The sequence below is a fragment of the Anaerobiospirillum sp. NML120448 genome, assembly GCF_023050945.1.
Taxonomy (GTDB): domain Bacteria; phylum Pseudomonadota; class Gammaproteobacteria; order Enterobacterales; family Succinivibrionaceae; genus Anaerobiospirillum.
Genome location: NZ_JALKIM010000029.1, coordinates 1 through 26,817, shown reverse-complemented (window position 1 = coordinate 26,817; position 26,817 = coordinate 1). Strand labels below are relative to the sequence as shown.

The window sequence follows — 26,817 nt, the reverse complement described above, 5'->3', positions numbered from 1 at the left end:
TTAATTAGGCTTCAAATATTAGAAGCGATTGCCGCCTTTACGAGCATAAGCACGAATCAAGGCTGGAATATCTAAGATTAGAGCAATACCACCATCAGAGGTAATAGTTGCGCCTGACATACCTGGGGTATGACGTAATAGACTATCCAATGGCTTAATCACAACTTCTTCTTGACCAACTAACTCATCAACAACAAAGCCAATTAAGTTAGATGCTGGAACTTGTACTAAGACAATATGAGCCTTACCCTTTAAGTACTCAGAGATATTGGAGTTTTCAAACCATTGCTTCAAGAAGAATAGTGGTACAGCCTTGTCACGAATAATTACAGTGTTTTGGCCATCCACATTACGCATGGATGAAAGATCCAAATAGAAGATCTCTGATACTGAGGTTAAAGGTAGAGCGAAAGTACGACCTGAGATTTGAACCATTAAGGTAGGTAAAATAGCTAAGGTTAATGGAACCTTAATCTCAATAGTAGTACCCTTGTCAACCTCTGATAGCACACGTACTGAGCCGTTAAGCTTAGAAATATTGGTCTTTACCACGTCCATACCTACACCACGACCTGAAATATCAGTAATCACAGTGTTAGTAGAGAAGCCTGGAGCAAAGATCAAGTTGTAAGCTTCTTCATCAGAAATACGGGCAGCTGCTTCCTCATCTAATACGCCCTTGCGTACAGCAACTTGACGAAGCTTATCTGGATCCATACCAGCGCCATCATCAATAATACGAAGCAAGATATGATCGCCTTGCTGTGCTGCTGATAAGGTAACAGTACCAGTGACTGGCTTGCCCTTAGCAGTACGCTCATTAGGTAATTCAATACCATGATCACAACAGTTACGAACCATGTGAATCATAGGATCGGCTAATGCGTCTACTAAGTTCTTATCAAGTTCGGTGTCTTCACCTTCCATGACAAGGTTAATTTGTTTATCAAGCTTACGAGCAAGGTCACGAACCAAGCGTGGGAAACGACCGAATACCTTCTTAATAGGCTGCAATCTAGTCTTCATGACTGAGCCTTGTAAGTCAGCAGTAACCACGTCTAAGTTGGCAATTACCTTGTTCATCTCCTGATCAGAGCGATGAGCAGCTATTGATACTAAACGATTACGTACTAGTACTAACTCACCTACCATGTTCATAATGTCATCGAGCACCTTGCTGTCAACACGCATGGTGGTCTCAACATCAGCGGCAGCACCACTAGAAGCGGCGGCATTACCACGAGCAGGAACCTTGGTAGCTGCTGCAATCTTTTCTTGGATAGCAGTAAGCTTCTTTTCTTCTTTGCTTGGAGCTGGCGCAGCTGCGGCAGCTGGTGCGGCAGCTGGTGCTGGCGCAGCAGCAGCTGGAGCTGCAACTGGTGCAGGAGCAGCTGAGGCTGCTGGGCTGTCATTATGGCCAGCAGCCTGTAGCATCTTATCAAACTCTAAATCAGTCTCATCTACACTAGCAGGCTTTTCTTGAGCGCTATGCTCTTCAAGAGCTAAATCGCCTGCGGCACCAGGAGCATGACCCTTGCCGTGTAATTGATCTAATAAAGCTTCGAACTCTTCTTCGGTGATATCATCAATACTATGACCATCATCGCTGCCATCAGAGGAGCTTGCAGCAACAGCTGGGGCTGGTTCTGGAGCAGGTGGTGGAGGTGGAGGTGCAACGGCCTCAACCTTTGGCTCTGGAGCTGGAGCTGGAGCTGCTGCAGGAGCAGCAGCGGCTGCTGGAGCACCAGACTTGCCATCAGCAATATCATGTAAACGAGAGATTAACTCCTGAGGCACAGGCTCTAAAGGCTCACGATTTTGCACAGCCGAGAAAAGACGGGTGATTTCATCATAAGCCTGAAGAACTGCATCCATAGAGTCAGAGTTTAAAGTGATCTTGCCATTACGCAACATATCGAACACGTTCTCTGCTGCGTGACAAATATCAACTAACTCATTTAACTCCAAGAATCCTGCACCACCTTTAACGGTATGGAATCCGCGGAAGATAGAGTTTAAAAGGTCCTTATCATCAGGAGTCTTCTCGATTTGAACCAGCTGCTCATCGAGCTTTTCAATAATTTCGCCAGCCTCAACCAGGAAGTCCTGTAGAATTTCCTCATCCATCTTTCACTCCTAAAAGCCGAGACTTGCTAGTAAGTCGTCTACCTCGTCCTGCGAAGCAGCGGCAGTGTTTGCCTCAATTTGACTATCAAGAGCTGGACCTTGGGCTTCAATGGCTTTCTGCATGAGTCTTTCTTGATCTTGCTCAGGGGTGTACTGACCGAAGAATCGTAAGAACTCTACCAACTTAGACTCAACCTCAGATACCAATCCAATTACACGCTGGATCATCTGACCTGTTAAGTCCTGGAAGTCTTGAGCCATCAAGATCTCGTTCAATTGATTGGACAGATCTGAGGCATCTTCAGCAGTCTTCTTTAAAAGATCGTCAATACGATGGCATAAAAATACGAACTCAAAACGATCGATACGACCGTTCATAAGATGCTTCCAAATTGGCATTAAATCATCAATAGATGACTTAAGGGCATAAGCAATTGGAGTACATCTATCTACTGCATCTAAGGTACGGGTTGCGGCCTTGTCCGTTACCGAGATAATGTAACGGAGACGCTCAGATGCATTAGGAATTTCTTCGTCAGTGATCTCACGTAATCTTGGATCGTAGGCAAACTTTTGCACTGCTGTGTGTAAATCACGAGTCAAATAGCCTACTTGCTGATAGAAGCTTTCCTCATGTTGTTGCGTTACAGCAATCAACTTGCGATCAGCTTCTTTTTGCATTCCAGCCTCAAGCAACATTACGATCTCACGAGCGTCCTCTAATGAAATTAAAGGCTTATCAGACTCATGTAACATCGCTGGGGCTTGACAAATATCGGACATGAACCGCTCCACCTAAAAATTATGCTTCACCGTTAGCAATACGCTCGAAAATCTTATCTAACTTATCTTTTAAGATATCAGCGGTGAATGGCTTAACGATATAACCATTAACGCCAGCTTGAGCAGCAGTTACGATCTGCTCACGCTTAGCCTCAGCGGTAACCATTAACACAGGAAGTGACTTAAGCTTTGGATTCTCACGAATCTTTCTTAAAAGCTCAATGCCCTGCATGATTGGCATGTTCCAGTCAGTAATAACGAACTGGAAGTCGCCTGTCTCAAGCATTGGTAGAGCAGTTGCACCGTCATCAGCTTCGAAAGTATTGTTATAGCCAAGATCGCGCAATAGGTTCTTGATGATACGTCGCATGGTAGAAAAGTCATCAACGATCAAAATCTTAATATCTTTATCCAAGATACTCTCCTTAACTGCATAAAGGTCTTCAGGACAAATTCCCATAACATATCTTACTAATAAATTTTGATATGCCTGGTCCTGAATTGACATGGGGCAAAGAGTGTTAAACACATCTGCTCTACCCTGTATCACTGACTAGTGACAAAATTTACGTATTGTCAGATATAGCTTTTATAGCAATAATTATAAAAACAAAAAGCATACATGCCCTGTATTACAGCATGTATCCTCTAAATCTTTGATACATAAACAAATCGGTTTATTTAGATAATTGCTTTTAATGATAGCAATGTACCTAAAGTCAATTTCAAACCTTAATATTAGCGCCATTCAGCTTTTCAAGCAAATATAAGCTTGTTATTTTGTGCTTTATCTTTAGGAAAATCTTAAAAGTTGATAGCTTTACAACTTTCAAGATGCCAAAAAACACCATATTTAGGACTTAATAAATATCTAGAATGGCAACTAAAATAAAATCTAGTATTAGGTATTCGCTGTGAACAAAAGCCCAGGTCACAACCACCAAATACCACAATCAGAAAATGAGCATGACCGAAAAACAAATTCGACGCAGTAATAAGCGTGGTTAGACAAGCTCTTATAAATAAGACCTTGCATGAGCTATCACTAATCTTTAGTGCTTAGCCCTATCTCCTTTGTCCAGATAATTGTCTGACCTTATGTTAGCAACACAAACCAATTAGCAAACCCCTCAAAGTTATCCGATTGCCTTAGATTTATAATTATTGCGCCGCCATTTTAACAAAAGATCGAACAAATTAACCACTATTGCTCAAAAACAATATTTTAAATTTTAAGCATCTTACTATTTTAATAAACGGCTATAGAGTAAGAAACTTTAATCATTACTCTTAGCTATTAGATGCATTGATAGCTTGTGCCTTTTGCATCGCCTCAAATTCTTCCATAGACATAACCACAGGTTTAGCACTTGGACGACCACGAGTACGAGAGGCACCTTCAGCCTTAACTTTAGAACGAGCACTCTTACGCTCACTCTTCTCTGACTTATCTTGAATCATTAGCTCTTTATCGCTGCTGCTATTGCTATTGGCGCTATTAACACTATTTACGCTATTAGCTTTGCTCTTAAGACTTGGACGGCCACGACGAGCTGGTGCTTTAATTGGCTTAGCCTCTAAAGCAGGAGCTTGGTCAGGGATAATCTCATTTTCAGCGATGGTCTTGTTGTCAGCATTAATATTAGCAGTATTGCTATAAGCATTTGATACTTTGACTGAACTTTCAATAGCATTTGCTGTTGAGCCAAAATAATTATCTGCCACCTCACCATTATCATCAAACAATGAAGATTTACGCTTAGTAAGGTGAGTTTGTGCTTTTTTAGTGACTTCTTGAGCCACCTGGCGATATGAGTTGTTAGCTAGTACTTGCTCTTTTTTAGGAACATAAGCCCACTCATCTAAAGCATTACGTAGTCTAACCACTGCTTGAGATAACACTTGGCAGGTACGTGACTCTGAAATGCCCATAATTAAGCCAATTTCACGTAAGTTCATTTCTTGATCATAATATAGACCAATAATGGTGCGCTCACGCTCTGGTAATTTCTGAATTGATGTTGCTAAAGCATGTTTAAACTGTTCGCCATTGACAGATTCAAAGAGCTTATCATCAGGGCCTAAGGCATTGATATCAGAAAAAGGACGCTCCCCTATAACATCATCAGTAAGACCAGTATCTTCAATACACATAACTTGTGAAGTATTACTGTCTAAAATCATTTGATGATATTTATTGATATCAACTTTTAACTCTGCCGCCATCTCAGCATCAGTTGGCGGACGGCCATAGGTATGGGATAAACGAGCTAAAGTTTCACGAATTGCACGGGTATTTTGATGAACCGATCTTGGAGTCCAATCGCTTTGTCTTAACTCATCAATAATGGAACCACGAATACGAATAGCAGCATAAGTTTCAAAAGTGGCACCATGACCATCTTTATAGTTTTGAATAGCGTCCATTAATCCAATCATACCAGATTGGATTAAGTCATTAACGTCAACATAAGATGGAAGACGAGTTTTAAGGTGCAAAGCCACTCGCTTCACGAGCGGTGCATACTTCACTACCAGTGAGTTGCGGTCAGCTACTTTCTGACCTTGGTAGGCCTTGGCACCTTTTAACATTGCATTACTCAAGTTACCCATGAAACGATTATTCCCTACTTTAATAGCTTACTTAACAAAGTAAAGCTCAAAAGTAATACCTGACTTAGAAGATCAAGAGGATCTTTATAAAACTATTTTAAGATATTAGCAAGACATCCAACTCAACTCTAAACAAGCGAGCGATATCAGAATAACACCACTTACAGCACTTATTAAATGCATAAGCTCTAGTGGCTACAAGTCAACTTTGGTAAAAAAAGCTACTAGTTAGGCTAATATTACCAAACAAAGAGCTAAGAACAAAATATCTAATTAATAAAGAGAAATACTATCATTGCTGCCAAAACCTTGGCAAAAGCAATAAGATTAAAGCTATTTGCTAAATATGTGCCAAACAACCCCATATCTAGTAAGCCCCTAAATCTTCTTACCAATCTCGCCTCCATCCCCACAAGGCCAGCTCAAGCTATCCAGAGCCAGAAAAAGCTCGCAAGAGTTAGCTGGCTAGCTCCAAATGCTAATGCTAAGCGCTCTTGGCAATCATACCCCATCATATAGGTATGGCTTAATTCCCTTATTGTTTGTTGTCCTTTAAGCCCCTTCTGCATCATTTATGGTTGCCTCAGGCATAAGCAATTGTGCTTGAGGAACGGGAATTGAGGTGGCCCGATACGATACGGTGCGGCGCAGTGCAGTGCGTAACATGGTAAGGCGAGGAGGAACCCATCTTTTTTATATTAGCAAGCTTTGGACATAAAAAAACCGCAAAAATGCGGTTTTTTTAGTTTGCATATATATTAACTATTCATCAGGTGAAATTAAGCCTGCTGCAATAGCGTCAGCCTTTACAGTAGCAAATTGATCTTCGATTTCAGCATCTTCATCAATTGCTAAATTATTGGCCTGAAAATCACCATTCATAGGATTTACACCAATGCCTAAGAGACTACCAATTGGAGCTGGAGGTGGAGGGTTGCCTGCACTGTCCACTTCATCAAAGCCCATAGTCTGAGGTAATGGAGGTAAGTTACCATTCTCATCAGGACGACGGATTAAGTTCTCAACAAAGAACTCTAAATAACCACCAGCAATATCTGGAATAGGCCAATTCAATACACGTCTAGCTAAGCTCTTAAAGGCACGAGCAGCAGGAGCTTGAGGGAAAGCATCAACCACACAAGTACGCTGTCTAATAGCCTTGCGCATGTTAATATCAATAGGAATACAAGCGCATAACTCTAAAGCCACGTCTAAGAATTTGTCAGTTAAGGTAACTAATTTCTTAAACATGAACTTGCCTTCCTCAAGTGAGTGAACTTGATTGGCAACGATTCTAAACTTTGACACACCATAATCGTTGGAGAGCACTTTCATTTGAGCATAAGCATCAGCTACAGAGGTGGACTCATTGCATACCACCATGATGACATCCTGAGCCGCACGGCAGAATGAAAGCACCATGTCTGAAATACCAGCAGCAGTATCAACGATTAAGAAATCTACTGGCTCTTCTAATGAGGAGAAAGCTCTAATCAAACCAGCATGCTGATCGATAGTGAGTTCAGCCATTTCCTTTAAACCAGAGGAGGCTGGCACAATACGTAGACCATGTGGTCCATCTTGAATGATTTCTTGTAAGGAGCACTCACCACGCAATACATGAGCAAGGTTTTTACGAACCTTTAAACCCAGCATAACATCGATATTAGCTAAGCCTAGGTCGGCATCAAACAGCATGACATGCTTACCCATTTGACAAAGGGCAACAGCTAAATTTAAGGACACAGAGGACTTACCGACACCACCCTTGCCGCCAGTAACTGTGATAACCTTAACTCTTCTCCATTTGTACTTTGTAGCCATACAAACGATATCCTACACCTGCAAACTCTTATGCTAAAAGTTCACGCTCATTGCGTAATACGAAACTATTGAAACGACGATTAATCTGTATTTAATATCACAGAGTAATATTAGGAAGCCTCGTCAAGCCTCTGCATTTGCCTGATTGCTTAGTATAACTATCAACCAAACAATACAACTTCTAACACTTATAATATCCAGTATTGAAAAAGTCTTAAGAAAGCTTATTAGTTGAGCTAAAACAAAAACTTTAGAAGCTAAAATTATATATCTAGTCTTATTTAAATTAGCGACTAATTTAATAATTTCTGTTGCCTTTGTTTATAAAACTAAGATCTATCTCAATTAAAATTCATAAAGTGTCAAAGCTTAGTAAAAAAGTATTTTTTGGAGCTCTATATGCAATTATTTTGCCTCAATCGTAAAAAAGACTGAAATTTTGCGAACAAACCAAAATTAACTTGGTTTAAATTTGAGCAAAAGGCAAACTATAGCACAGCGTTAATAACTTACAAAATCAAATTAATAAATTTGTATGTTTAGTTATCAGATAACTTTTATGACCACCTTAATCCTATTAATAGGCCAGGTGATCATTAAAAAAAACTCTTAATCCTTAGGGATCATGCTTTGAGCAATATCATCCTCTACAGCACTTAATGCTTTACGAGCCAAGGCATTTGGATTAGGAATATCTAAATCCTCTGGCACACGTTGACCATCAGTGATATAGCTAATAGGCAGCTTCATATCAATACATAAAGATAAAGCATCACCTACATTTTGACACTCATCAATCTTGGTAAGAATTAAACCAGTTAAACCTACCATAGCAAAGTGTTCATAAGCATGTTGTAATACTTTGCGCTGGGTGGTACAAGGCAACACTAAATAGTGCTTAAGTTTTAAACTTGCTTGCAACTTAAGCTGGGATAACTGAGCATTAAAGCGCTCATCCTTAAAGCCAACACCAGCAGTATCTACTAAGATTAAGCTCTTATCAGAAAGTGTATAGAGCAATTGAGGTAACTCAGCAATATTCTTTACTGCATAAGTGGCACAACCCATGATACGACCATAGGTCTTAATCTGCTCTACAGCACCAATACGATAATGGTCAGCAGTAACAATGGCTACTCTTTGTGGGCCATAACGCATCACAAAACGAGCAGCTAACTTGGCTAGGGTTGTCGTCTTTCCGACACCAGCAGGGCCAATTAAAGTTACAATGCCGCCTTTAGAAACAATTTCATCATCGCCTACTAAAATAGAGCGCTCAATAATAGAAACTAATTCACGCCAGGCATTATTAAAGGTAATCTCAGCTGGTAATTGATTTACTAAAGAATCAGCTACGCTATCAGAGAAGCCTACTGAATTTAATAATTTGTAGACCATAGCCTTAACAGGCTCATTACGAGAGCGATTGTCTTGTAACAGACCAGCTAACTCAAACTGAAGTAATTTACGGATATTCTCCACCTCAGCACGCATTTTTTCTAAATCTTTACGTACTGCGACATCAGAAACACCAGTTGAGCGATAGGTATCAATACCTGCTTTACTTTCGTATTCTTCTTTTTCTTGCTTAGTCTTTGATTTAACAAAGAAATTCTTAAACTCACGCTGCTGAGATAAAGGAAGAGGCGGTGTTTTAAATAGATCAGCATCTTCATCCAAAGATGGATCAATTCTTGATGGGCCTGCTTTTTTCATAGGATCATTGGCCATATCGTCGTAATCTCCATCTACTGTTACTGGGTTAATAATGCGTGATACACCTGTTCCTTTTAGTGAGTTAGATCTAGCAGGACGCTCTTGATATTGGTCATTTTGCTCGGTTTTAGCGGCAATATCACCTAATAACTTATCGCCTTGCTCTTTGCTCATTGCTTGTTGACGCTCTAAAATCTCAATCAAACTCTGAGCATAGGCCTGATTTTTTCCACCAATCAGTCTACGATCTTGCTTAGGCTTGCTAGCATCAGAGTTGATATCAACTTTATCGTCACTTAGCTGTCGGTCAGCCATAGAGGATAAACCGCCAGCAGCATTGCTTGGGCGCACATTAGCTTGCATTGATGATTTTGCAATAGGTAATGTTTCTATACCAGCAACAATCTCAACGCCACCTGCAACACGTTTATTAGACATAATGATAGCGTCGTCACCTAACTCCTCTTTAACTTTGGTTAGGGCTTCACGCATATCTTTTGCTTCAAAGCGCTTTAACTTCATTTACGACCTACGGCTAAACCATCATCCTTACACCATGGGACTCTTTTGCCATACTTGTTAGAAAAACAAAAAAGTCTGTGTAAATAATCCCATTGTCCTTTTCTTAACTAAGAATTATCTATTCTTAGATAAATTGGCAATGATTAGGACATCTAAAAGATTGTATAAAAAATTGCAGGGCAAACCAATACTAAATTAAGTTGAGTAGCAATTATTATTAACTGTCCCCCAAACTCCGTCTATCAGCCAAGACCTAATAAGGGCAACTTAATTCTCTAAAAAATTCAAGCTTAGCTCGCAAGCAAATTTAATGCCGCTAGCCTTGATTTTTGAGCTATGAACCCCTGTCATTAGGCCATTTTATCTAATTTAGCAAACAATCATAATTACCTAATTTTCATTAGGAATTTAGTTAAATGTCAAAAAGGTAGCAAAAAATTCTTAAGCAAGTGACATAAAAAAAGACCCCATATTACTATAGGGTCTTTTTAAATCAATCTTTTGGATTAGCCTCTAATTTGTTGCTGGGCGTTATTGTTATTACCCACCACAGAAACAATCTTAATTTGCTTATCATCAGGGATTTCCTGATAAGAAAGCACTCGTAATCCAGGAATAGTATTTTTAACAAATCTTGATAAGGTTGAGCGCAAGATACCAGAGGTTAACAAGATAGCTGGCTCACCAGCCATTTCTTGATTAGCTGTAGCTTCATATAAGCTCTTTTGCATACGATCAGCTAAGCCTGGCTCAATACCTACACCCTCAGCACCACCAGTTTCTAATGACTTGTGTAGTACCTTCTCTAAGTCAGGAGATAAAGTAATTACTGGGATAATTAAATCACCACCAACAATATCCTGAATAATCAGACGACGTAGACCAATACGACAGGCTGCGGTTAACACCTCAGGATCCTGACTCTTAGGAGCATATTCAACCAAGGTTTCTAAGATAGTACGCATATCACGTACAGGAACACCCTCGTGTAACAGATTCTGTAACAACTTGGTTAATAAGCCTAAATTTACAATATTTGGTACTAAGCCATTTACTAACTTAGGCTGAGTCTTAGAAACAATATCCAAAATATTCTGCACTTCTTCTTGTCCAATTAAGGAAGCACAGTTATTAGCTAAAATTTGTGATAAGTGGGTTGCTACTACAGTAGAGCAATCTACTACGGTATAGCCAAGACCTAAAGCACGATCGTTATCTTGTTTGGCAACCCATACAGCCTCTAATCCGAAAGCAGGATCTTTAGTTGGGATACCAGGAACACGACCGAATACCTGACCTGGGTTAATAGCCATATCACGATCAGGCTGAATCTCAGCCTCACCAAAAGTAACACCCATTAAAGTAATACGATAGCTATTAGGGCCTAAGTCCAAGTTATCACGAATATGTACAGGTGGAATTAAGAAACCTAAGTCTTGTGATAACTTCTTACGCACACCCTTAACACGGTTTAATAGTTCACCACCCTGAGCCTTATCCACCATTGGAATTAAGCGATAACCTACCTCAAGACCAATAACATCAACCTCAGATACGTCATCCCAAGAAAGCTCTCTTTGATCTGGAGATGCCTCAGGAGGAGGTGGTGGTGGGGCTTCTGCGGCCAATTGATCTGCAATCTTTTTACGCTTAATCAAGTAGCCAATAAAGGCAGCAATAGCAGCTAAAGATAAGAAAGCTACGTGTGGCATGCCTGGCACACTACCCATAACAAAGAGTACACCAGCTACGATATACATGGTCTTTGGTTCATTAAATAACTCAGAGACCACTTGTTGACCCATCTCATTTTCGGTGCCATTTTGACGGGTAACGATAATAGCTGCGGCTACAGATAGTAATAGGGAAGGAATTTGAGCTACCAGACCATCACCAATAGTCAATAACACGTAAATACGTGCTGACTCGCCTAGGCTCATGTTATGGAATATTGTACCGATAATAATACCGCCAATAATGTTAATGAAAAGAATTAACATACCAGCGATAGCATCACCTTTTACGAACTTAGAAGCACCGTCCATGGAACCGTAGAAATCAGCCTCACGGGCAATTTCACCACGACGCTCACGTGCTTGTTCCTGGTTAATTAAACCAGCATTTAAGTCCGCATCAATAGCCATCTGTTTACCAGGCATTGCGTCCAAGGTAAAACGAGCGGAAACTTCAGAAATACGTCCAGCACCTTTGGTAACTACTACGAAGTTAATAATCATCAAGATAGCAAAGACGATCAAACCTACAGTATAGGAACCACCCATTACCACATGACCGAAGGCCTCAATAACCTTACCAGCAGCAGCGGTACCTTCTTGACCATTAATTAAAATTACACGTGTTGAAGCTACGTTAAGAGCCAAACGCAAAATAGTGGTCAAAAGCAAAACTGTTGGGAAAGAACCAAAGTCTAGTGGCTTTTTAGCGTAAATAGCTACTAATAACACCACCATAGATAAGGCAATGTTGAAAGAGAACAACATATCCAATAGTAATGGTGGAATAGGCAAGGTAATCATTGCTAGACAAGCTAATACTAGCAATGGGGTACCAAGCTTAATTACGCGTAGTTTTCGGTAAGCAGCACCACCAATAGACATGCCTTTTGCAAGTTTTGGATTTGCTCTGGCTTTGTCCATGGCCCCAGATACGGGAGCTGTTACTTTAGAACCAAGATCTGAAAATAAACCCACTGTCAATTCACCGACGGCTGTATTAAACACAAAGAGTTGAGTTGGTCAGACCAAAGCAAAATGTTTGCCATGGCCCTACCAACTTAAGCAACTAAGCTATAGTAACAAGCTTATCAAGCTCTTGGAGAATACCAATTAAATTACGATAGTTAGACCATTGTCCACGATATTTTTCTTGAGCATAAGTATGAGTCATCATAGCTTGAGGAAGTGCCATATCAGCTTCAATCATAGATCTAAAACGAGCAATTAGCACATACTCTAACCACTGATGGAACTCAATGGTATCTAAACAAAAAGGACTAGTTGAGCTTAAGTCCTTATCACTTGGGCGTAAAGCCTCGCCACCCCATAAATTTAGGTCTTTTAACTCCTGCTCTAACTTATTTATCTGCTCAACAATAGCATTAATATCATGATTTAAACTCATGATTATTTCCTCAAAATAAAAAATTAAGCCTGCTTGCCAATAGGATCGGAAAAATCACAATCACTATTACGCCCGCCCACATCAAAAAAGCTCTCTAAAATTATTTTAGCGGCGGTAGCATCAATCTTACCTTTGTTTTTTACTAAAGCACGGTAACCACCTTGATGATGGAAGATTTCATCTTTGGCTTCTACTGATGATAAACGCTCATCTTTAAAGTAAACTCGAATACGGTATTTACTCATCAGTCTATGGCCAAACTTACGTGCTCTATTAGTCATAAGCTCACTAGAGCCATCCATATTTAAAGGAAAACCAACCACAATATAATCTGGCTGCCATTCTTTAAATACAGCTTCCATTTGCTGCTCATTAGGAATGCCATTTTGGGCCTTAATAGCTGTTAGTGCCTGTACCGAGCCAATAGACTCATTACCTACAGCCACACCTATGTGGTTAAGACCAAAATCAAAGGCTAAAACACGTCCACCAGTCACTATTATTCCCCACTATCTGACAACAGCAAGACAAAATCCATTGGTGGGTGCATTATGCACTAAAGACCATCTTTTTGCATCTTTTGCAAAATAAATACTGCGCTACCTACCAACTAAAACTTTAAACAAACTAACTCTTAATTGGCTAAATCTTGCCCACTATCCCCTATACCTATGACTTATTACCATAGGTCATAGGCATAGGTATGGGGCCTTGGACTTAACCAAATTGCTAACCTTAAGCCTTAAACATCAGGCCCTGGTTTTTAGGCATTAGACCTTAGACTAGCCCATTAAAAACAAGGCGCAACCTAAAAGTGGTCACGCCTGTTAAAGAAAACAATAATTATTTTGACTTTAGCTATACTATGGCAAATAACCACCATTAAAGCGGATATTAGGACGACGAGAACCACCTAATAGCGCAGTAGCATCTACGTCAAAGCTCTTAATACCCTCATAACATAAATCACCTACAGCTTTATGAATAGCCTGTAGATTTATTGATGTAGTAACCACCATAGGTAAGTTTTGAGCTACACGAGTACGAATAAGCTCGGAAAATACCTTTTGTGAAAAAGGCTCAAGCGCCATATTGTCGCTACATAAGCCGTCTAAAATTAATAAATCAACTTCACAATAAGTCTTAAACAGATTTTCTCGTGAGAGTTTTTCCTCGTAAGTCTCTTTATGTAAAAAGAGCCAAGTCTTTTTTACATCGTCAAAATTAACTATGAGAGCTAATGGTAATTGACGATTACGTGGGGACTGGTAATGGGCAGCTGCTTTAAGATTCATATATTGGTTAGCAATAGCATGGCAGAGTAAAGTTTTACCTGAACCTCTATCACCAAACACTAAAAGCATTTGCTTATTGAGCTTCTGATTAATGCTGGCTAAGAATTTAAAGGACAAACTAAAAGCATCATGATTGAGCTCATCCTTTCTTAACCTATCAAAAGTATACTCAGGATTAACATTAGCGTCTTTGCGCATATTAGACATAAATTGTCTATAGAACGCCTCTTGACGCTGTTTTATCTCGTTTGCTACCTCATTAGCCTCTTGGCGACGCATTTGGTAAATCTCAAAAGGATCAACCTCTACGGCATCAACATCAATACCAGTATGCTGCTCAATAGTTTTAAGCAAGACCTCAAAAGCAGAAACAGGCTGCTTTAAGCGTCTAGCTCTTTGCACATCAGGATCTTGTCTAGTCTTAATATTAGCTTTAATAGCGACAGGATCAACAGCCTTATTGTTTAAGCTAACTACCGACGAAGTCCCTACATTGGAGCTACCAATGCCGCCATTAGCCTTTACCTCTTTAGCACTAGCATTAGCACTAACGCCAGTGCTGGCACCAGCACTGACGCTAGCGCTAGCGCCAGCATTAGCACTGGCGATAGCACTTGCACCGCCACCAAAGCTGCTCTCATAAGAGCCAATGCCTTGCGGCATAAAATCATTAAAGCCCTCAGCTAAGCCATAAGTCCCAGCCCCTGCCTCAACGCCAACACTACCTACAAAGCCAGATTGCGGCATTGCCGCTACACTTGCGCCCGCACCTACATTTGCACCTGCGTTTACGCCTGTGAGAGTGCTTGCACCTGCGCCCGCCCCCATAAAAGAACTTTCAGGATTTGCTGAGACTTGGTAAGGGTTATAAATATTACCTGCTGATGCCATGTTACTTGGAGCGTGGCTGTTAGTGCCTTCAGGAGCAGCACTGTAATTAGAACTTAGCTGTTCGCCACTTGCACCATAACTATTAGCTGCGTTATTAACTCCATTTAACGACACAACAGGGCCTTTAGGGAGGTTAGTTTGAGCGCTATTGCTCTGGCCATTATCTTCTACCATAGCCCCAACCAAGCCTGCAGTGTGTTTAAAAAGATCAACTTGAGCTTGCTGTACTTGTTTGCTCTTAGGAGCTAAAGACATGTTGGCAAAGGAGCCTTTAGTAGTAAGGCTAGGACGCTCAATACTCTGATTAAAGTTAATAAAGCTATCCTCATGTCCCATAAAGGCACCATGCTCGCTTAAGCCTAATGAATCTTGATAAAGCACATTAGCATTAATAACTTTATCCAGTTCTAAAGCATCAACATTTATCTTTGAACTTTCAACATGTGCATGCTTATCTTGCAACTTAGCAATGGCATCACCAATCAAACCTAAAGGAGCTTGAGCCTTGTTATCCTCTGGCACTTTATTAACTACTGAGCTAAAGCCCTTATGCTCCATAGCATGAGATGGTACAGGCAACTCTGCACTATTTAAGAATGATGGTTGCTCACCATTAGAGAGCTGAGCTAAGTTACTATGATAACTATCATTGCTAGCATGGAGCTCCATATCCTGATTAGCTCTCTTAGCAGCAGCCTCTGACTTTGTCTTATCATTAGCCTTAGCCATAGCAGCATCACTAAAGCCGCCCTCTACCTTTGCAAAGCTGCTGCTTGCCAAGCTACCGCAGGCCACGCCGTGGACGGCAGCGCTGCCGCTGGCAGGGCTGTTGCCTGTCAAGCCATGGCTGGCTGAGCTGTTGCTGGCAGAGCTACTGTGATAAGAGGAAACACTGGAATTAGAAACTGAGCTTGACTGTTGTAAAGCACTGCTGTTTTCTAAAGCTTCACTTGGTTGTGGTTGCTCTATAGAGCTTGGCTTAACAATACGATTAGCTACAGGAGCAGAATGCTGCTCCTTTAAATATGAAGATACGACGCAAGCACTAAAATTACGCTCTAATAAAGCCTCTAACTGTAAAAGACGAGCGCTCTTTACTTTAACTAAAGTGGCAATACGTCTAAACATAGGATGAAGCGCTTCGTCTGAGCCCAATAATAAAGGCTCAAGAGGCATACGCTTGCTTATTCTTTGGTTTTGACACTGCGATAAGCGCTGATAAATATATAACAGCTCTTCATCGCAAGAGCTATGTTCTACTATTAGCCCTGAATTAAAGACCTCAGCCAAATCGCCACTAATAATACGACTTTGATAGGCAAGAGCTTCCCCTACTAAATCCTCGTAAGATGTGTTTAGCTCTTTTAAACATAAGTCGTTAATCTGAGCTAAGTCAGATGAGCGTAAGTTATCTTTATGATTAATAAGAGAACCTTGATAAGCATCGATTTGAGCACAATTATTTTGCTCAGATGCAGCTAAGTTAAGGTTATTGTTGTTAGCAATACCTTTAACTTCTCTATTTTGCTCACAAGCTAAATAATCTTTACTCTCAGGCATATTAGCCTCACTTATCTTCAATAGCAGCTAAATTTGGAACTTGCTATATTACCATTTAGTGTGCCATAAGCTAAATTTGTTATCAGGATTTTTTTGAATTTGCTTTCTATCTGTCTAGAATAGCAAGATTGTATTGTGCTAAATTTGCGCTAGATCACCAAAAACTAATATTAAGCAGATCTTTTATCCATTTACATGAGCTTATCACGTCTTGATAACTTTTGGTGCACGAGCGAATATTTTGACAAAATTTTCTATATAGATATCAACTAATAGATTAGTAATCACTAGTGTTTTTTATAGAAAAAATATGGCTTAAGAACCAGCATTTAACAAGCATTCTTGTATAGTAGTTCTATCTAGCCATAATAGATTCTAATCATCATCATCTATTTGTACTTAATACCCTCTTAATTTTAAATAAACAGTATAAAACTGCATATATAAGCCACTTATCAGCTTTTGTTAAATTCATGCTAAGTAATATTGTTTAATATCTTAAAGTTAATATTTTGCATGTAATTAAGGCTATAATGCACATATTCAGTATTAAGTCTGATGTTTGTTGATTAGCTTATATATTAGTTATTGTTAATTTGGAACAGCCTATCTGCCATAGCTAAAGTATTTTTAGTAATGAGTTATCTTTGTGCTGAACCAATATTGTGCAGATACCTTTGTACTTTATTGTGTGTAATGCACTTGCTCAAAACTAAATCATTTTGAGCCTGCTCTTAATTGCCACACATCTAATATTATTTTTAATTGAGAACCAACCCATGCGTGATAACGGTCCAGTCATTAATAGAGAACACAAATTCCCTAGCGATCCTAATGCTAAGATTATCTCAGTTACTGACCTTAAAGGTATTATCACAGAGGTGAATGATACTTTTGTTGAGATGAGTGGTTTTAGTCGTGAAGAACTAATTGGTCAGCCACAAAATATTGTGCGCCACCCTGATATGCCACCAGAGATCTTTGCTCAGCTATGGTCAACCATTCAATCAGGTCAGCCATTCATGGGCTTGATTAAAAATCGTTGCAAAGATGGCAGCTATTATTGGGTTAATGCCCTTATCATGCCAATAAGACAAAATGGTGAAATTGTTGGCTATGAGTCTGTACGTACAGCTGCTAGTGACACTCAAATTGCACGTGCAGAACAAGTCTATAAGAAAATGCGTGAGGGTAAGAAGATTCGCTCTCGCCTTGCTCCTAATAGCTTTGTACTCTATTTTATTTTTATCATGTCTTTCTTATTAGAGGTATTTACTAATAATATTTGGTGTACCTTTTTAAGCTTTGGCGCTATGTTTGCTGTTTTAGGCTATAGCAACTATAGAAAGCATGAAATCTTAAAATTTATTATGGGTGTCTTCCAATCCCAAAACAACACTATTAACGAAATTATCTATACCCATAGAGCTGGCTTGGAAGCTAAGGTGGTGTACAACATAATGTACAACCTAAAAGAGGTTGACACCATTATGACTCGCGTGCGCTACTCAGCTAAAAAACTTAATGATATTGCCCTAATGCGCTCTGAAAGCCAAATTGATAGCGTCAATGAAGCTGAAGAGCGAGCTCGTGTTACTCATGAGCTTATGATGGAAATGAAGTCCATTGGTGAAAGTATTACTCATATGATTGCTGATGTTAGCTCCAGCTCCATGGAAACAGCTCGCAATACTAAAGATGTAGCCGACCTAGTAAGCTCAGGTAAAGAAGTAGCTGGCTTAACCATGAGTGCTATTGATGAACTTAGCACTATTTCCTCTGAAATTCGTACCCTTATTAATGATTTAGCATCTCGAGTAGATGATATTGAAAAAGCCTCATCTTTAATTAAAGATATTGCTAGTCAAACCAATTTACTAGCCCTCAACGCCTCTATCGAAGCCGCCCGTGCAGGCGATGCAGGTCGTGGCTTTGCCGTGGTAGCTGATGAGGTTAGATCTTTATCCTTACGTACTGAAAGCACCACTATTCAAATTCACGAGCTTATTAATCGCTTTAAAATCATTGCAGGTAAAACTGTTAGCATGGTAGAGGAAGGACACGCTAATGTAGGCACTGGCGTGGCTCAAGTACAATTAACCAATCAAAAGCTTGATGAGATCTTAAACAGTATTAATGCTATTAAGCAGCTGACCAATAATGTTGCCAACACTATTCAGCAACACTCATCTACAGCAGAAGAGGTTAATATTAAAGTACAGCACATACTCTCTATGAATGAAGAGGGTCTCCATAGCAACAATAGCAATTTAGCTGGAACCAACTTAATTACCAATCTCTCCAGCGACCTTACCGCTATGATTGACCGCTTCTCTAATCATAATATTACAAATAATTAAGACTAATGCTAAAAGAGCTTAACTGATGGTCAGTTAAGCTCTTTTTGTATCTTAATTAAACATAATATTTAAATAAACAGCAGCACCAGCAATGCCAATCAAGATTAAGCCCCATACCAGGCCTTTAACACTCACTGGAGGAGGCAGACGCTTAACTTGTCGCATAGTAATCTCTAACAAAGTCATAGTATGCTCTGATACATAATAACTTTGATAGCGCTCTAACATATTAATAAAGTTATTGCGCTGCTTAGAAAGCTTGCGCTTGAAATAAGAGCTGCGCTTTCTCTCCTTAAGATTCTTTTCACGCTCTTGTTTCTTTAAAAGCTTCTTTTGCTCCTTGGTAAGCTTAGGAGCAGGCTGCTTATTACCATCATTGCTTTCACTTGCACTAGCATCATTGCCCATATTAGCAGCAGTCATTGCAAAGCGCTGTTGGCCATAATACTGATGACGGCGCTCATCATCGTAGCCATCATCCTGATTGCTATGCTCATCCTGAGCGTTTTGAGCCTCATACTCACTAGAGTCATCATTTTGGTCGTTATACTCAGAACTTTCCTCAGGAGTATATTCAGACAATGAGCTTTCATCTACTTTTAGCTCTTGCTCAGTAACTTGACCATTCTTTGTTAACTTGACTCTATAAGGATGGCGTAAGGCTAGATTTACCATAACAAGCATAAAGCTTACGTTATAGCGCACCACCATATCTTGCAAGTGAAGGCTACAATCAATGTAGCTACCCTTAAGACCAAAATTAGCGCTAAATTGATCCACTACTCTAGAACTAGCACGATGGAACTCATAGAAATTATTAATGAGGTTCTTATCATCACTAAGCAAATAGTACTTTTCAAAATTATTAGCAATAGCGTAATAATAAGGAAGAGCATCCTCAATGCGTCTTAAAGAGGAAATAAAGTAATCCAAATCATCAGATTTTAATCTAAAGTACAGACGCTCAAGCTTAGCAATAATAGAACGTAATTGCTGCACGATATGAGGAGAGTACTGTCTACCCAACTCAGTTGCATACAGATGGAAAGAATAGTTAACCACTGAGATTAAGTTATAAACATAATCTAAGTACAAGCTACGCTCTCTAGCCTCGTAGCAACGCTGTCTAAAGGCTTCAATAACACTATTGTTAATAGCTAAGAAGTGAGATACTTCCTCTAACACCATTTGTGCTGCTGGGTTTGGATTGAGCTCTACTTCAAAGAAGTCATCTTCAATACCAGACTCACGATTAATAAGCGCAATACGCTCAATTAAACCATTGAGAGCGTCGGTTAGATGGCGATCAAAACTACCAGCTTGCTTTTTAAGATTTAAGTTCTCTAATAAAGAAGTACGTGGTGTTTCAATATTTACTCTTGTTTTAGGGGCTTGAGCCTCTTTATTACGTACACCATGGCCCGCACCAGCAAAACTGCGCTCATCAGAGCTATCTTCACGCTCTTTGTTTTCTTTTTCCTTATTAAGTACGTCTAATACCTTACTTAATAAAAAAGCGCCTTTGACTTTAAATTTATCGCCAATAATTTGTTGTACAAAGGCTTGGGTCATATCCTCATCTTGCAGACAGCGAGAATAAAGTGTTGCAGCATCATCAAAACGGTCTTCAATGAGGGCTAAGACAGCTAAATTTATATAAGAGGAAAAGCTTTGTTGACTTTGGAGAATCTTAACTGCGTTTTCTCTTTGACCCTGAGTCAAATAATAAAGAGCAGCATGGTCTAGCTTATTGGTATCAACAAACCAGAACATGGCATACAAAATACGACCACGAGCAGACAAAAGCTGACTTTTTGCCTGATCTAAGCGCCTAGGAGTTCTTAAGGGCTCTTTCATGAATGAAGCAAGATCTAAGGACAAATGAATTTCTTTGCCCTTAATTACCTCAGTCATCATCTTTTTGTGATTAGAAGAGATATTCCTTAAAGATACTTGGCTACACACGCCTAGCACACGATATGGATTATCCTGAACTACAGATATGGTCATAAAAAAAAAGAAACTAAAACAAAATGCTAAAAATATAGATTATCTCTGCACTATGGTGCCATACAAATAGCCAACATTATACCTATTATCTCTAAGTTTTGTTGATCTTATCCCCCAATCACCCCTACTAAACAGCAAAGCCTCCCAGCAGCAAAGCCAGAAGATAATGCCCGATCCCCTCCATAAAGCCATGCTGCACAGCCGCAATGTCGCTATGCAGCCAAGCAGCTATGCAGCTATGCTTAAAAGCAGCAAAGCTTCAAAGCTACAAAGCTGCCTGTCTGCCATCCTGCCAGCATGCTAGTTGGCCAGTTTGCAGGCCTGCCAAGACACAACAATACTGTGCTCAGCCCCAAGCACACTACATTACATTAGATAAATTAGCTTTTTCTATGCACATGCTTAATATTATTTAAAAAATTTTTAATAAAAAGCTTGCCAAGTACTATTAATCTCCCTATAATGTGCATCACCAAATCGATGGATGCTTAGCTCAGTCTGGTTAGAGCATCTGCCTTACAAGCAGAGGGTCATAGGTTCGAGTCCTATAGCATCCACCATTACATGAAGCCCACTATTGTGGGTTTTGTTGTTTTTGGGCCCTGCAAAATCACATCTTTGCTACCATAGTGGTTGTCTTATTCATATTTACCTCAAGCAAAAGAATTATCTTGCTCTCATATCAGTAGTTAACAACCGCTTTAAAAAATTGGGCAAATTTTTCTTTTTTGTCTTGCCAAGTGCCATTAATATCTCTATAATGTGCACCACTAAAGCAATGGATGCTTAGCTCAGTCTGGTTAGAGCATCTGCCTTACAAGCAGAGGGTCATAGGTTCGAGTCCTATAGCATCCACCATTAAATGAAGCCCACTATTGTGGGTTTTGTTGTTTTTGGCCCCTGAAAAAATCCCATATCACCACATACGCTAGCCGTAGCGTCTATCCCACTATCCACCACCCTATCCTTACAACAACTCAAAGCGCAAATCGTTGCGCCCAAAGTCTTAAGCCATGCTCTCCAAGCTGTAAGCCACGCTCTTGAAACTGTAAACCATGCGCTTGAAGCTATAAGCCATACTCTTGAAGACATATGCATTAGCACAAGGCTCTAAGGACTCTAAGAGAGGACATTGCCCTTGAGGCTAGGTATTGATGAATGGGAGTAAGCACTTATGAGAATTATTAAGGCTGTAGGCCAATAAGCGCCATAAAGGCTGATGTTGATGGTGATGCAAAATGTGGCTCACAAGATGTGATTTAGGTGGCTAAAAATCAAATGAGGCTTAGGAGCTTAGCTTTTACTTTAACGAGGTAAACTTTTAGTGGATGGTGGGCCAATTAAACTTAAGAGCTGACATAGGGGAGACATTCAAATATTTACGTTTAACTAACAGTTTTGCAGTATGTTGAGGGTCATTTATACGAATTTATTACCTCCACAACGCAAAATCTAAGCAAGTTTTGATAAATAACCAACTGTCTCTCCTATGTCTGTAAGAGACTGCAAAGATTATGTGTTCATATGTCGCTGGCAAATAAAAAAGGCACCTTAAGTGTACTTAAGATGCCCTTTTTAGCTATAAGCTATTAAAACTTATTGCTGTGACCTTATACGGTTACTACACGCATAGAGTCAGTGTGACCAGATTGACCCATGGTTACACCAAAAGCTACTACTAAGCGGTCGCCAGTCTTTACGTGACCTAAATCTTGTAAGTAGCGAACTACAGTACGTAATAACTCATCACGGTTGTTGTAAGATAAGTTATCAAATACGAATGGGAATACACCACGATATAAGCTCATCCAACGAACTGCCTGCTCAGAACGAGAGAAAGCAAAAATTGGTAAACCAGAGCGAATACGTGACATTAATAAAGGTAAGTGACCACTATCAGTAAATGCAACTAAACCATGGATGCCTTCTAAGTGGTTAGCAGCAAACATGGAGGAAACAGCAATGGTCTCCTCTGGGGTTGTAAAGATACGATCAGCACGGTAGCCAGACTTTTGAACCTGAGACTCTGCGCCTAAACATACCTGAGACATAGCACGTACAGTTTCTACTGGATAGTCACCAGCAGCGGTCTCAGCTGATAACATTACAGCATCAGTACCATCAAGCACGGCGTTGGATACGTCCATAACCTCTGCACGTGTTGGCATAGGACTCTTGATCATGCTTTCCATCATTTGGGTAGCAGTGATTACAATACGATCAAGACCACGAGCAAAGTTAATGAGACGCTTTTGAACGGCCATTAAGTTAGCATCGCCAATTTCTACACCAAGATCACCACGAGCAACCATTACAGCATCAGAAGCCATTACGATATCACGCATAGCCTCCTCAGAAGCTACAGCCTCAGCACGCTCTACCTTAGCTACAATAGCAGCATTAGAGCCTTGCTCTTTTAATAAACGACGGGCTTCTTCTAAGTCCTTACCGCAACGTGGGAAAGAAACAGCAATATAATCAACACCTAACTTAGCTGCATGAATAATGTCTTGCTTATCCTTAGCAGTTAAAGCTGGAGCAGATAAACCACCACCCTGCTTGTTAATGCCCTTATTGTTGGATAATGGGCCAGCTACAATAACAGTTGTTAAAATCTTGTTACCTTCGATCTTGGTAACAGCTAATTGGATACGGCCATCATCTAATAATAAAATGTCGCCAGGCTTTACATCATGAGGTAATTGTTGATAAGTAAGGCCTACACTCTCTTTTGTTCCCTCATTAAGATCTAAGTCAGCATCTAAAACGAAAGAATCGCCATACTTTAATAAGATTGGGCCTTCTTTAAACTTACCAATACGGATCTTAGGACCTTGTAAATCACCCATAATTGCAACAGGTAATTGTAAGGAGCTAGAAGCGGCACGCACTAATTCAACACGCTTCTTGTGATCCTCAAAAGTGCCATGAGAGAAGTTCAAACGAACTACATTAGCACCTGAGCGGATCAACTCTTCAATAACACCAGGACGATCAGTTGCTGGGCCCAAAGTAGTTACGATTTTGGTTCTACGCTTTCTTGCTGCCATTTTAAAATCCTAATTTTTCGCAATCCAAGTATTTGAATAATACTTTATTAATATAGCGCCTCTTGCCAATATCCCCAAAGCTTAACGTCATAAACACTAATTTTAGTGCTTTTTAATTTTGACAAGAGCTAAGTAAAAAGATAATTATAAACTTCTGCTAAGAAGCTTATATCACCAAGCCGACGATAAGCTGAAATTCCAAAACGTTGTATTTCTATTGTAGTGAACTAGTCAAAAATCATCAAGAAAGAAAAAATCTAACTTAAAGGCTAAATTTAGTCTCAACAGCCTTGAGAAAATTTAAGCTAAGACTCATAGATACTACATAAAAATAAAGAAATAAAAATGAACTTTATGCAGTAGATTGTGAGGGAGCAGAGACTGAATAGTTGATGGCAACTACAATGAGAAAAGTATTACTATTTAGTGAGCAAATTTAGCTCTGGGAAAGCTTGTTTGAATTTATACGTGTGGCCACAAAATAAATTTTGTGGCCACTACACAAGTTATAAAACAAGTGTATGCGTACTAGCAAAATGCTCTTAGTAACACTTTGCTGTACTAGCTAGGATAAATTAGAGTGGGCAACCGATACGACGGGCAACTTCCTCGTAGCCCTCAATAACGTCACCTAAGCCCTGACGGAAACGATCCTTGTCAAGCTTCTTGCGAGTCTCTTTATCCCATAAACGGCAACCGTCTGGAGAGAACTCGTCACCTAAGATTAACTTGCCTTCGTAAAGACCAAACTCGAGCTTGTAATCAACTAAGATTAAGCCAGCCTTATCAAAGAGATCCTTTAAAACCTCATTGATCTTGAAAGACAAACGCTTCATCTCATCGATCTGCTCTTGAGTACCCCAACCAAAGGAAATGATGTGAGAGTCATTTACCATTGGATCGTGTAACTCGTCGTCCTTATAGAAGAACTCGAAGGTTGGAGGGTTTAAGTCAAGACCCTCTTGAACACCTAAACGCTTGCAGATAGAACCAGCAGCTACGTTACGAACAACGCACTCTACTGGGAGCATTTCTAACTTCTTAACTAAACACTCGGTGTCAGAGAGTAACTCTTCAACGTGTACAGGAACACCAGCTTCTTCAAGCTTCTTCATGATGAAGAAATTAAAGCGGTTGTTGGTACGACCCTTACGATCCAACTGCTTGATAATCTTACCGTCAAAAGCAGAGGTGTCATCGCGGAATAACATGATGTAGTGATTTTGATCATCAGTCTCGTAAACAGACTTAGCCTTACCGCGATAAATTTCCTGTTTCTTTTCCATTTTGGCGCTTTCCTAGAAAAGTAGTAAAAAATAAGGCCTGATAGAACCCTATCAAGCCTTGTAAATTTTAATCCTCATCAGCAAATTTATCAAGATATTTAGAGCCTTCGCTCTTATATAAGGCAAATTGTTGTGCAAGTGCCTTAGAGAAGCCAGCGTATAAGGCTGCTACCTTGTTTGCATTTAGAGGCTTGTCATCCTCATCATAGAAAGTGATCAATGTGTTGTCGCCAGATACAGCTAAACGCACAATGTACTCACCAGACTCTAATAAGAATGGCTCAATTCCTAAATTACGATAGAAATCAGAATCCTCCTCGCTTACCTTAATGGTGAAGGTAGAACGAGAAATAGAATACTCCTCAACACTCATACCATACTGTTCTAAGGTACCACGCATTACATTCCAGGTGGTATTGTATGGAGCACTAACTACTAATGCGTCTTGAGCGTTGTTATCACGACCTAAGGTTACCTGTACATAGTCAGGAATAACATCTGCACCCTTTGCTTGTAGTGATAATGCTTTAATTAAGGTGTTACCAAAGCCTACAGTAAAGCTGCTCTTTTGTACTGGGGTAAGCTCAAAAGAGCTCTTGCTGTGCTTGGAACTTAATAAAGTAATGAAATAGCCAATTTGTCCTTGCTGAGCGTGGCCTACTTGAATTTCATAAGTTTGGCTAAAAGATGATGCCTCTAAATCCTTAGAAATATCATCATATGGCTCACCAAAGTCATTGTAATTGAACTCTGCTGTTCTAATTACGTATTGAGTATCATCACGGCTAGCAATTGGTAGCTTTAAATATGACAATGAAGAATTTAAATATCTCCAAGCGGTCTCTTCATTGGTGACATTAAAACTATTGTAAGGTAAGAACCAAACTACGGCACTTTCACCCTTATTTAAGATGTCAACACCAGACTCTGAAACCTGAGAAACTACTGGAGGGCGAACATCCATATTTTCGCCAACTAAACCTTCGCTAACTTCAGTTGGAGTAACAGCTGGAATAGCAAAAGCATTATCTTTATATAAAGCTACTCCTGGCGCAGTCTTGATAGGATCAGGTAAGACCTTAGCCTCTGCATGCTCATAATAACCAGTTGGAGTCATAAGGTTGGTATCAGAGCTATCACTACCTGTTACACCACAGGCGCTAATCAAAGATGCAGCAGAGCCAACTGCCAAGCTAAGAGCAAGAGACTTAATTTTAAGGCTGGACAATGTTGTTCTCCTAAACCTAAATCCAGGTATTCACCACAGCCATAATAAAACTATGGACGAATCATCTATGTTAACCAATTTGGTCTTACCAATGAGAGCTCACCTTAGTAGTGTGCTCACTGATTTGCCTACTGAATTTTCCAGCAGTTTACGACCAAGAAATATTTTAATTATGACTTCACTTCATACGAAGCTGTCAAATAGCTAATGATAATTTAGCCTGTATTATTTGAGCAATATTTTAATGGATCTTTTTGCTCTATGCTACCTATTGAAATTTTTTATAGTAGTTACGCGTGAGAATAGTCGATTTTAGCCCATATAAGGGCAAAAAATTTCTGCCTTGTATTATATTATGCTATAACACAAAAGTATTAGTTATAATACAACAGCTTATGTCATCATAACAGT

14 protein-coding genes, 2 tRNA genes and 1 pseudogene are annotated in these 26,817 nt (G+C 39.7%); 3 read left to right on the top strand and 14 right to left on the bottom strand.

The features are described 5' to 3' along the window. Positions 1-18 precede the first annotated feature (18 nt). From MXE38_RS06560 to MXE38_RS06515, 10 genes and pseudogenes are all read right to left on the bottom strand, one after another. A complete protein-coding gene (locus tag MXE38_RS06560) occupies positions 19-2,127 on the bottom strand; it encodes a chemotaxis protein CheA (RefSeq protein WP_246913346.1) in 2,109 nt (702 codons plus the stop codon). Between the two features lie 9 nt (positions 2,128-2,136). Then, positions 2,137-2,910: a protein phosphatase CheZ gene (locus tag MXE38_RS06555; protein ID WP_246913344.1), complete on the bottom strand. Its 774-nt coding sequence runs from the start codon at positions 2,908-2,910 to the stop codon at positions 2,137-2,139. Between the two features lie 19 nt (positions 2,911-2,929). After that, positions 2,930-3,325: a chemotaxis response regulator CheY gene (locus MXE38_RS06550; protein ID WP_246913365.1), complete on the bottom strand. Its 396-nt coding sequence runs from the start codon at positions 3,323-3,325 to the stop codon at positions 2,930-2,932. Positions 3,326-4,200: 875 nt separating this feature from the next. Further along, positions 4,201-5,523 carry an RNA polymerase sigma factor FliA gene (locus MXE38_RS06545; protein WP_246913342.1) on the bottom strand — a complete coding sequence of 441 codons (1,323 nt, stop codon included), beginning with the start codon at positions 5,521-5,523 and terminating at the stop codon, positions 4,201-4,203. A 1,005-nt stretch (positions 5,524-6,528) separates the two neighbouring features. Then, positions 6,529-7,347, bottom strand: a pseudogene (locus MXE38_RS06540) (P-loop NTPase); the annotation flags it as partial. Between the two features lie 609 nt (positions 7,348-7,956). Further along, complete coding sequence (gene flhF, locus MXE38_RS06535; RefSeq protein ID WP_246913340.1) at positions 7,957-9,585, bottom strand: flagellar biosynthesis protein FlhF; 1,629 nt, start codon at positions 9,583-9,585, stop codon at positions 7,957-7,959. A 506-nt stretch (positions 9,586-10,091) separates the two neighbouring features. Beyond that, positions 10,092-12,203, bottom strand: a complete 2,112-nt coding sequence (flhA, locus tag MXE38_RS06530) for a flagellar biosynthesis protein FlhA (protein WP_246913364.1) — start codon at positions 12,201-12,203, stop codon at positions 10,092-10,094. A gap of 184 nt (positions 12,204-12,387) precedes the next feature. Then, positions 12,388-12,726: a YqcC family protein gene (locus MXE38_RS06525; RefSeq protein WP_246913338.1), complete on the bottom strand. Its 339-nt coding sequence runs from the start codon at positions 12,724-12,726 to the stop codon at positions 12,388-12,390. A 23-nt stretch (positions 12,727-12,749) separates the two neighbouring features. After that, a complete protein-coding gene (gene ruvX / locus MXE38_RS06520; protein ID WP_246913336.1) occupies positions 12,750-13,223 on the bottom strand; it encodes a Holliday junction resolvase RuvX in 474 nt (157 codons plus the stop codon). A gap of 366 nt (positions 13,224-13,589) precedes the next feature. Further along, positions 13,590-16,472 (bottom strand): hypothetical protein, encoded by a 2,883-nt coding sequence (locus MXE38_RS06515; protein ID WP_246913334.1) that lies wholly within the window; start codon positions 16,470-16,472, stop codon positions 13,590-13,592. A gap of 779 nt (positions 16,473-17,251) precedes the next feature. On the opposite strand from MXE38_RS06515, the gene MXE38_RS06510 reads away from it, so the two are divergent. Then, positions 17,252-18,832 carry a methyl-accepting chemotaxis protein gene (locus tag MXE38_RS06510; protein WP_246913333.1) on the top strand — a complete coding sequence of 527 codons (1,581 nt, stop codon included), beginning with the start codon at positions 17,252-17,254 and terminating at the stop codon, positions 18,830-18,832. A gap of 51 nt (positions 18,833-18,883) precedes the next feature. Here MXE38_RS06510 and MXE38_RS06505 read toward each other — a convergent pair whose 3' ends face one another. Continuing rightward, positions 18,884-20,842, bottom strand: coding sequence for a hypothetical protein (locus MXE38_RS06505; protein WP_246913332.1), 1,959 nt, complete (start codon positions 20,840-20,842; stop codon positions 18,884-18,886). 482 nt (positions 20,843-21,324) lie between these two features. Here MXE38_RS06505 and MXE38_RS06500 point away from each other — a divergent pair. Further along, a tRNA-Val gene (locus MXE38_RS06500) sits at positions 21,325-21,402 on the top strand. Positions 21,403-21,622: 220 nt separating this feature from the next. Beyond that, positions 21,623-21,700: transfer RNA gene (locus MXE38_RS06495), tRNA-Val, on the top strand. A 752-nt stretch (positions 21,701-22,452) separates the two neighbouring features. Here the strand turns inward: MXE38_RS06495 and pyk are convergent. The 3 genes from pyk to bamC form a co-directional block, all read right to left on the bottom strand. Next, positions 22,453-23,892 (bottom strand): pyruvate kinase, encoded by a 1,440-nt coding sequence (gene pyk, locus MXE38_RS06490; protein WP_246913331.1) that lies wholly within the window; start codon positions 23,890-23,892, stop codon positions 22,453-22,455. A gap of 575 nt (positions 23,893-24,467) precedes the next feature. After that, on the bottom strand, positions 24,468-25,178 hold the full coding sequence (purC, locus tag MXE38_RS06485; protein WP_246913330.1) for a phosphoribosylaminoimidazolesuccinocarboxamide synthase: 711 nt from the start codon (positions 25,176-25,178) through the stop codon (positions 24,468-24,470). Between the two features lie 67 nt (positions 25,179-25,245). Next, complete coding sequence (gene bamC, locus MXE38_RS06480; RefSeq protein WP_246913329.1) at positions 25,246-26,406, bottom strand: outer membrane protein assembly factor BamC; 1,161 nt, start codon at positions 26,404-26,406, stop codon at positions 25,246-25,248. Positions 26,407-26,817 lie beyond the last annotated feature (411 nt).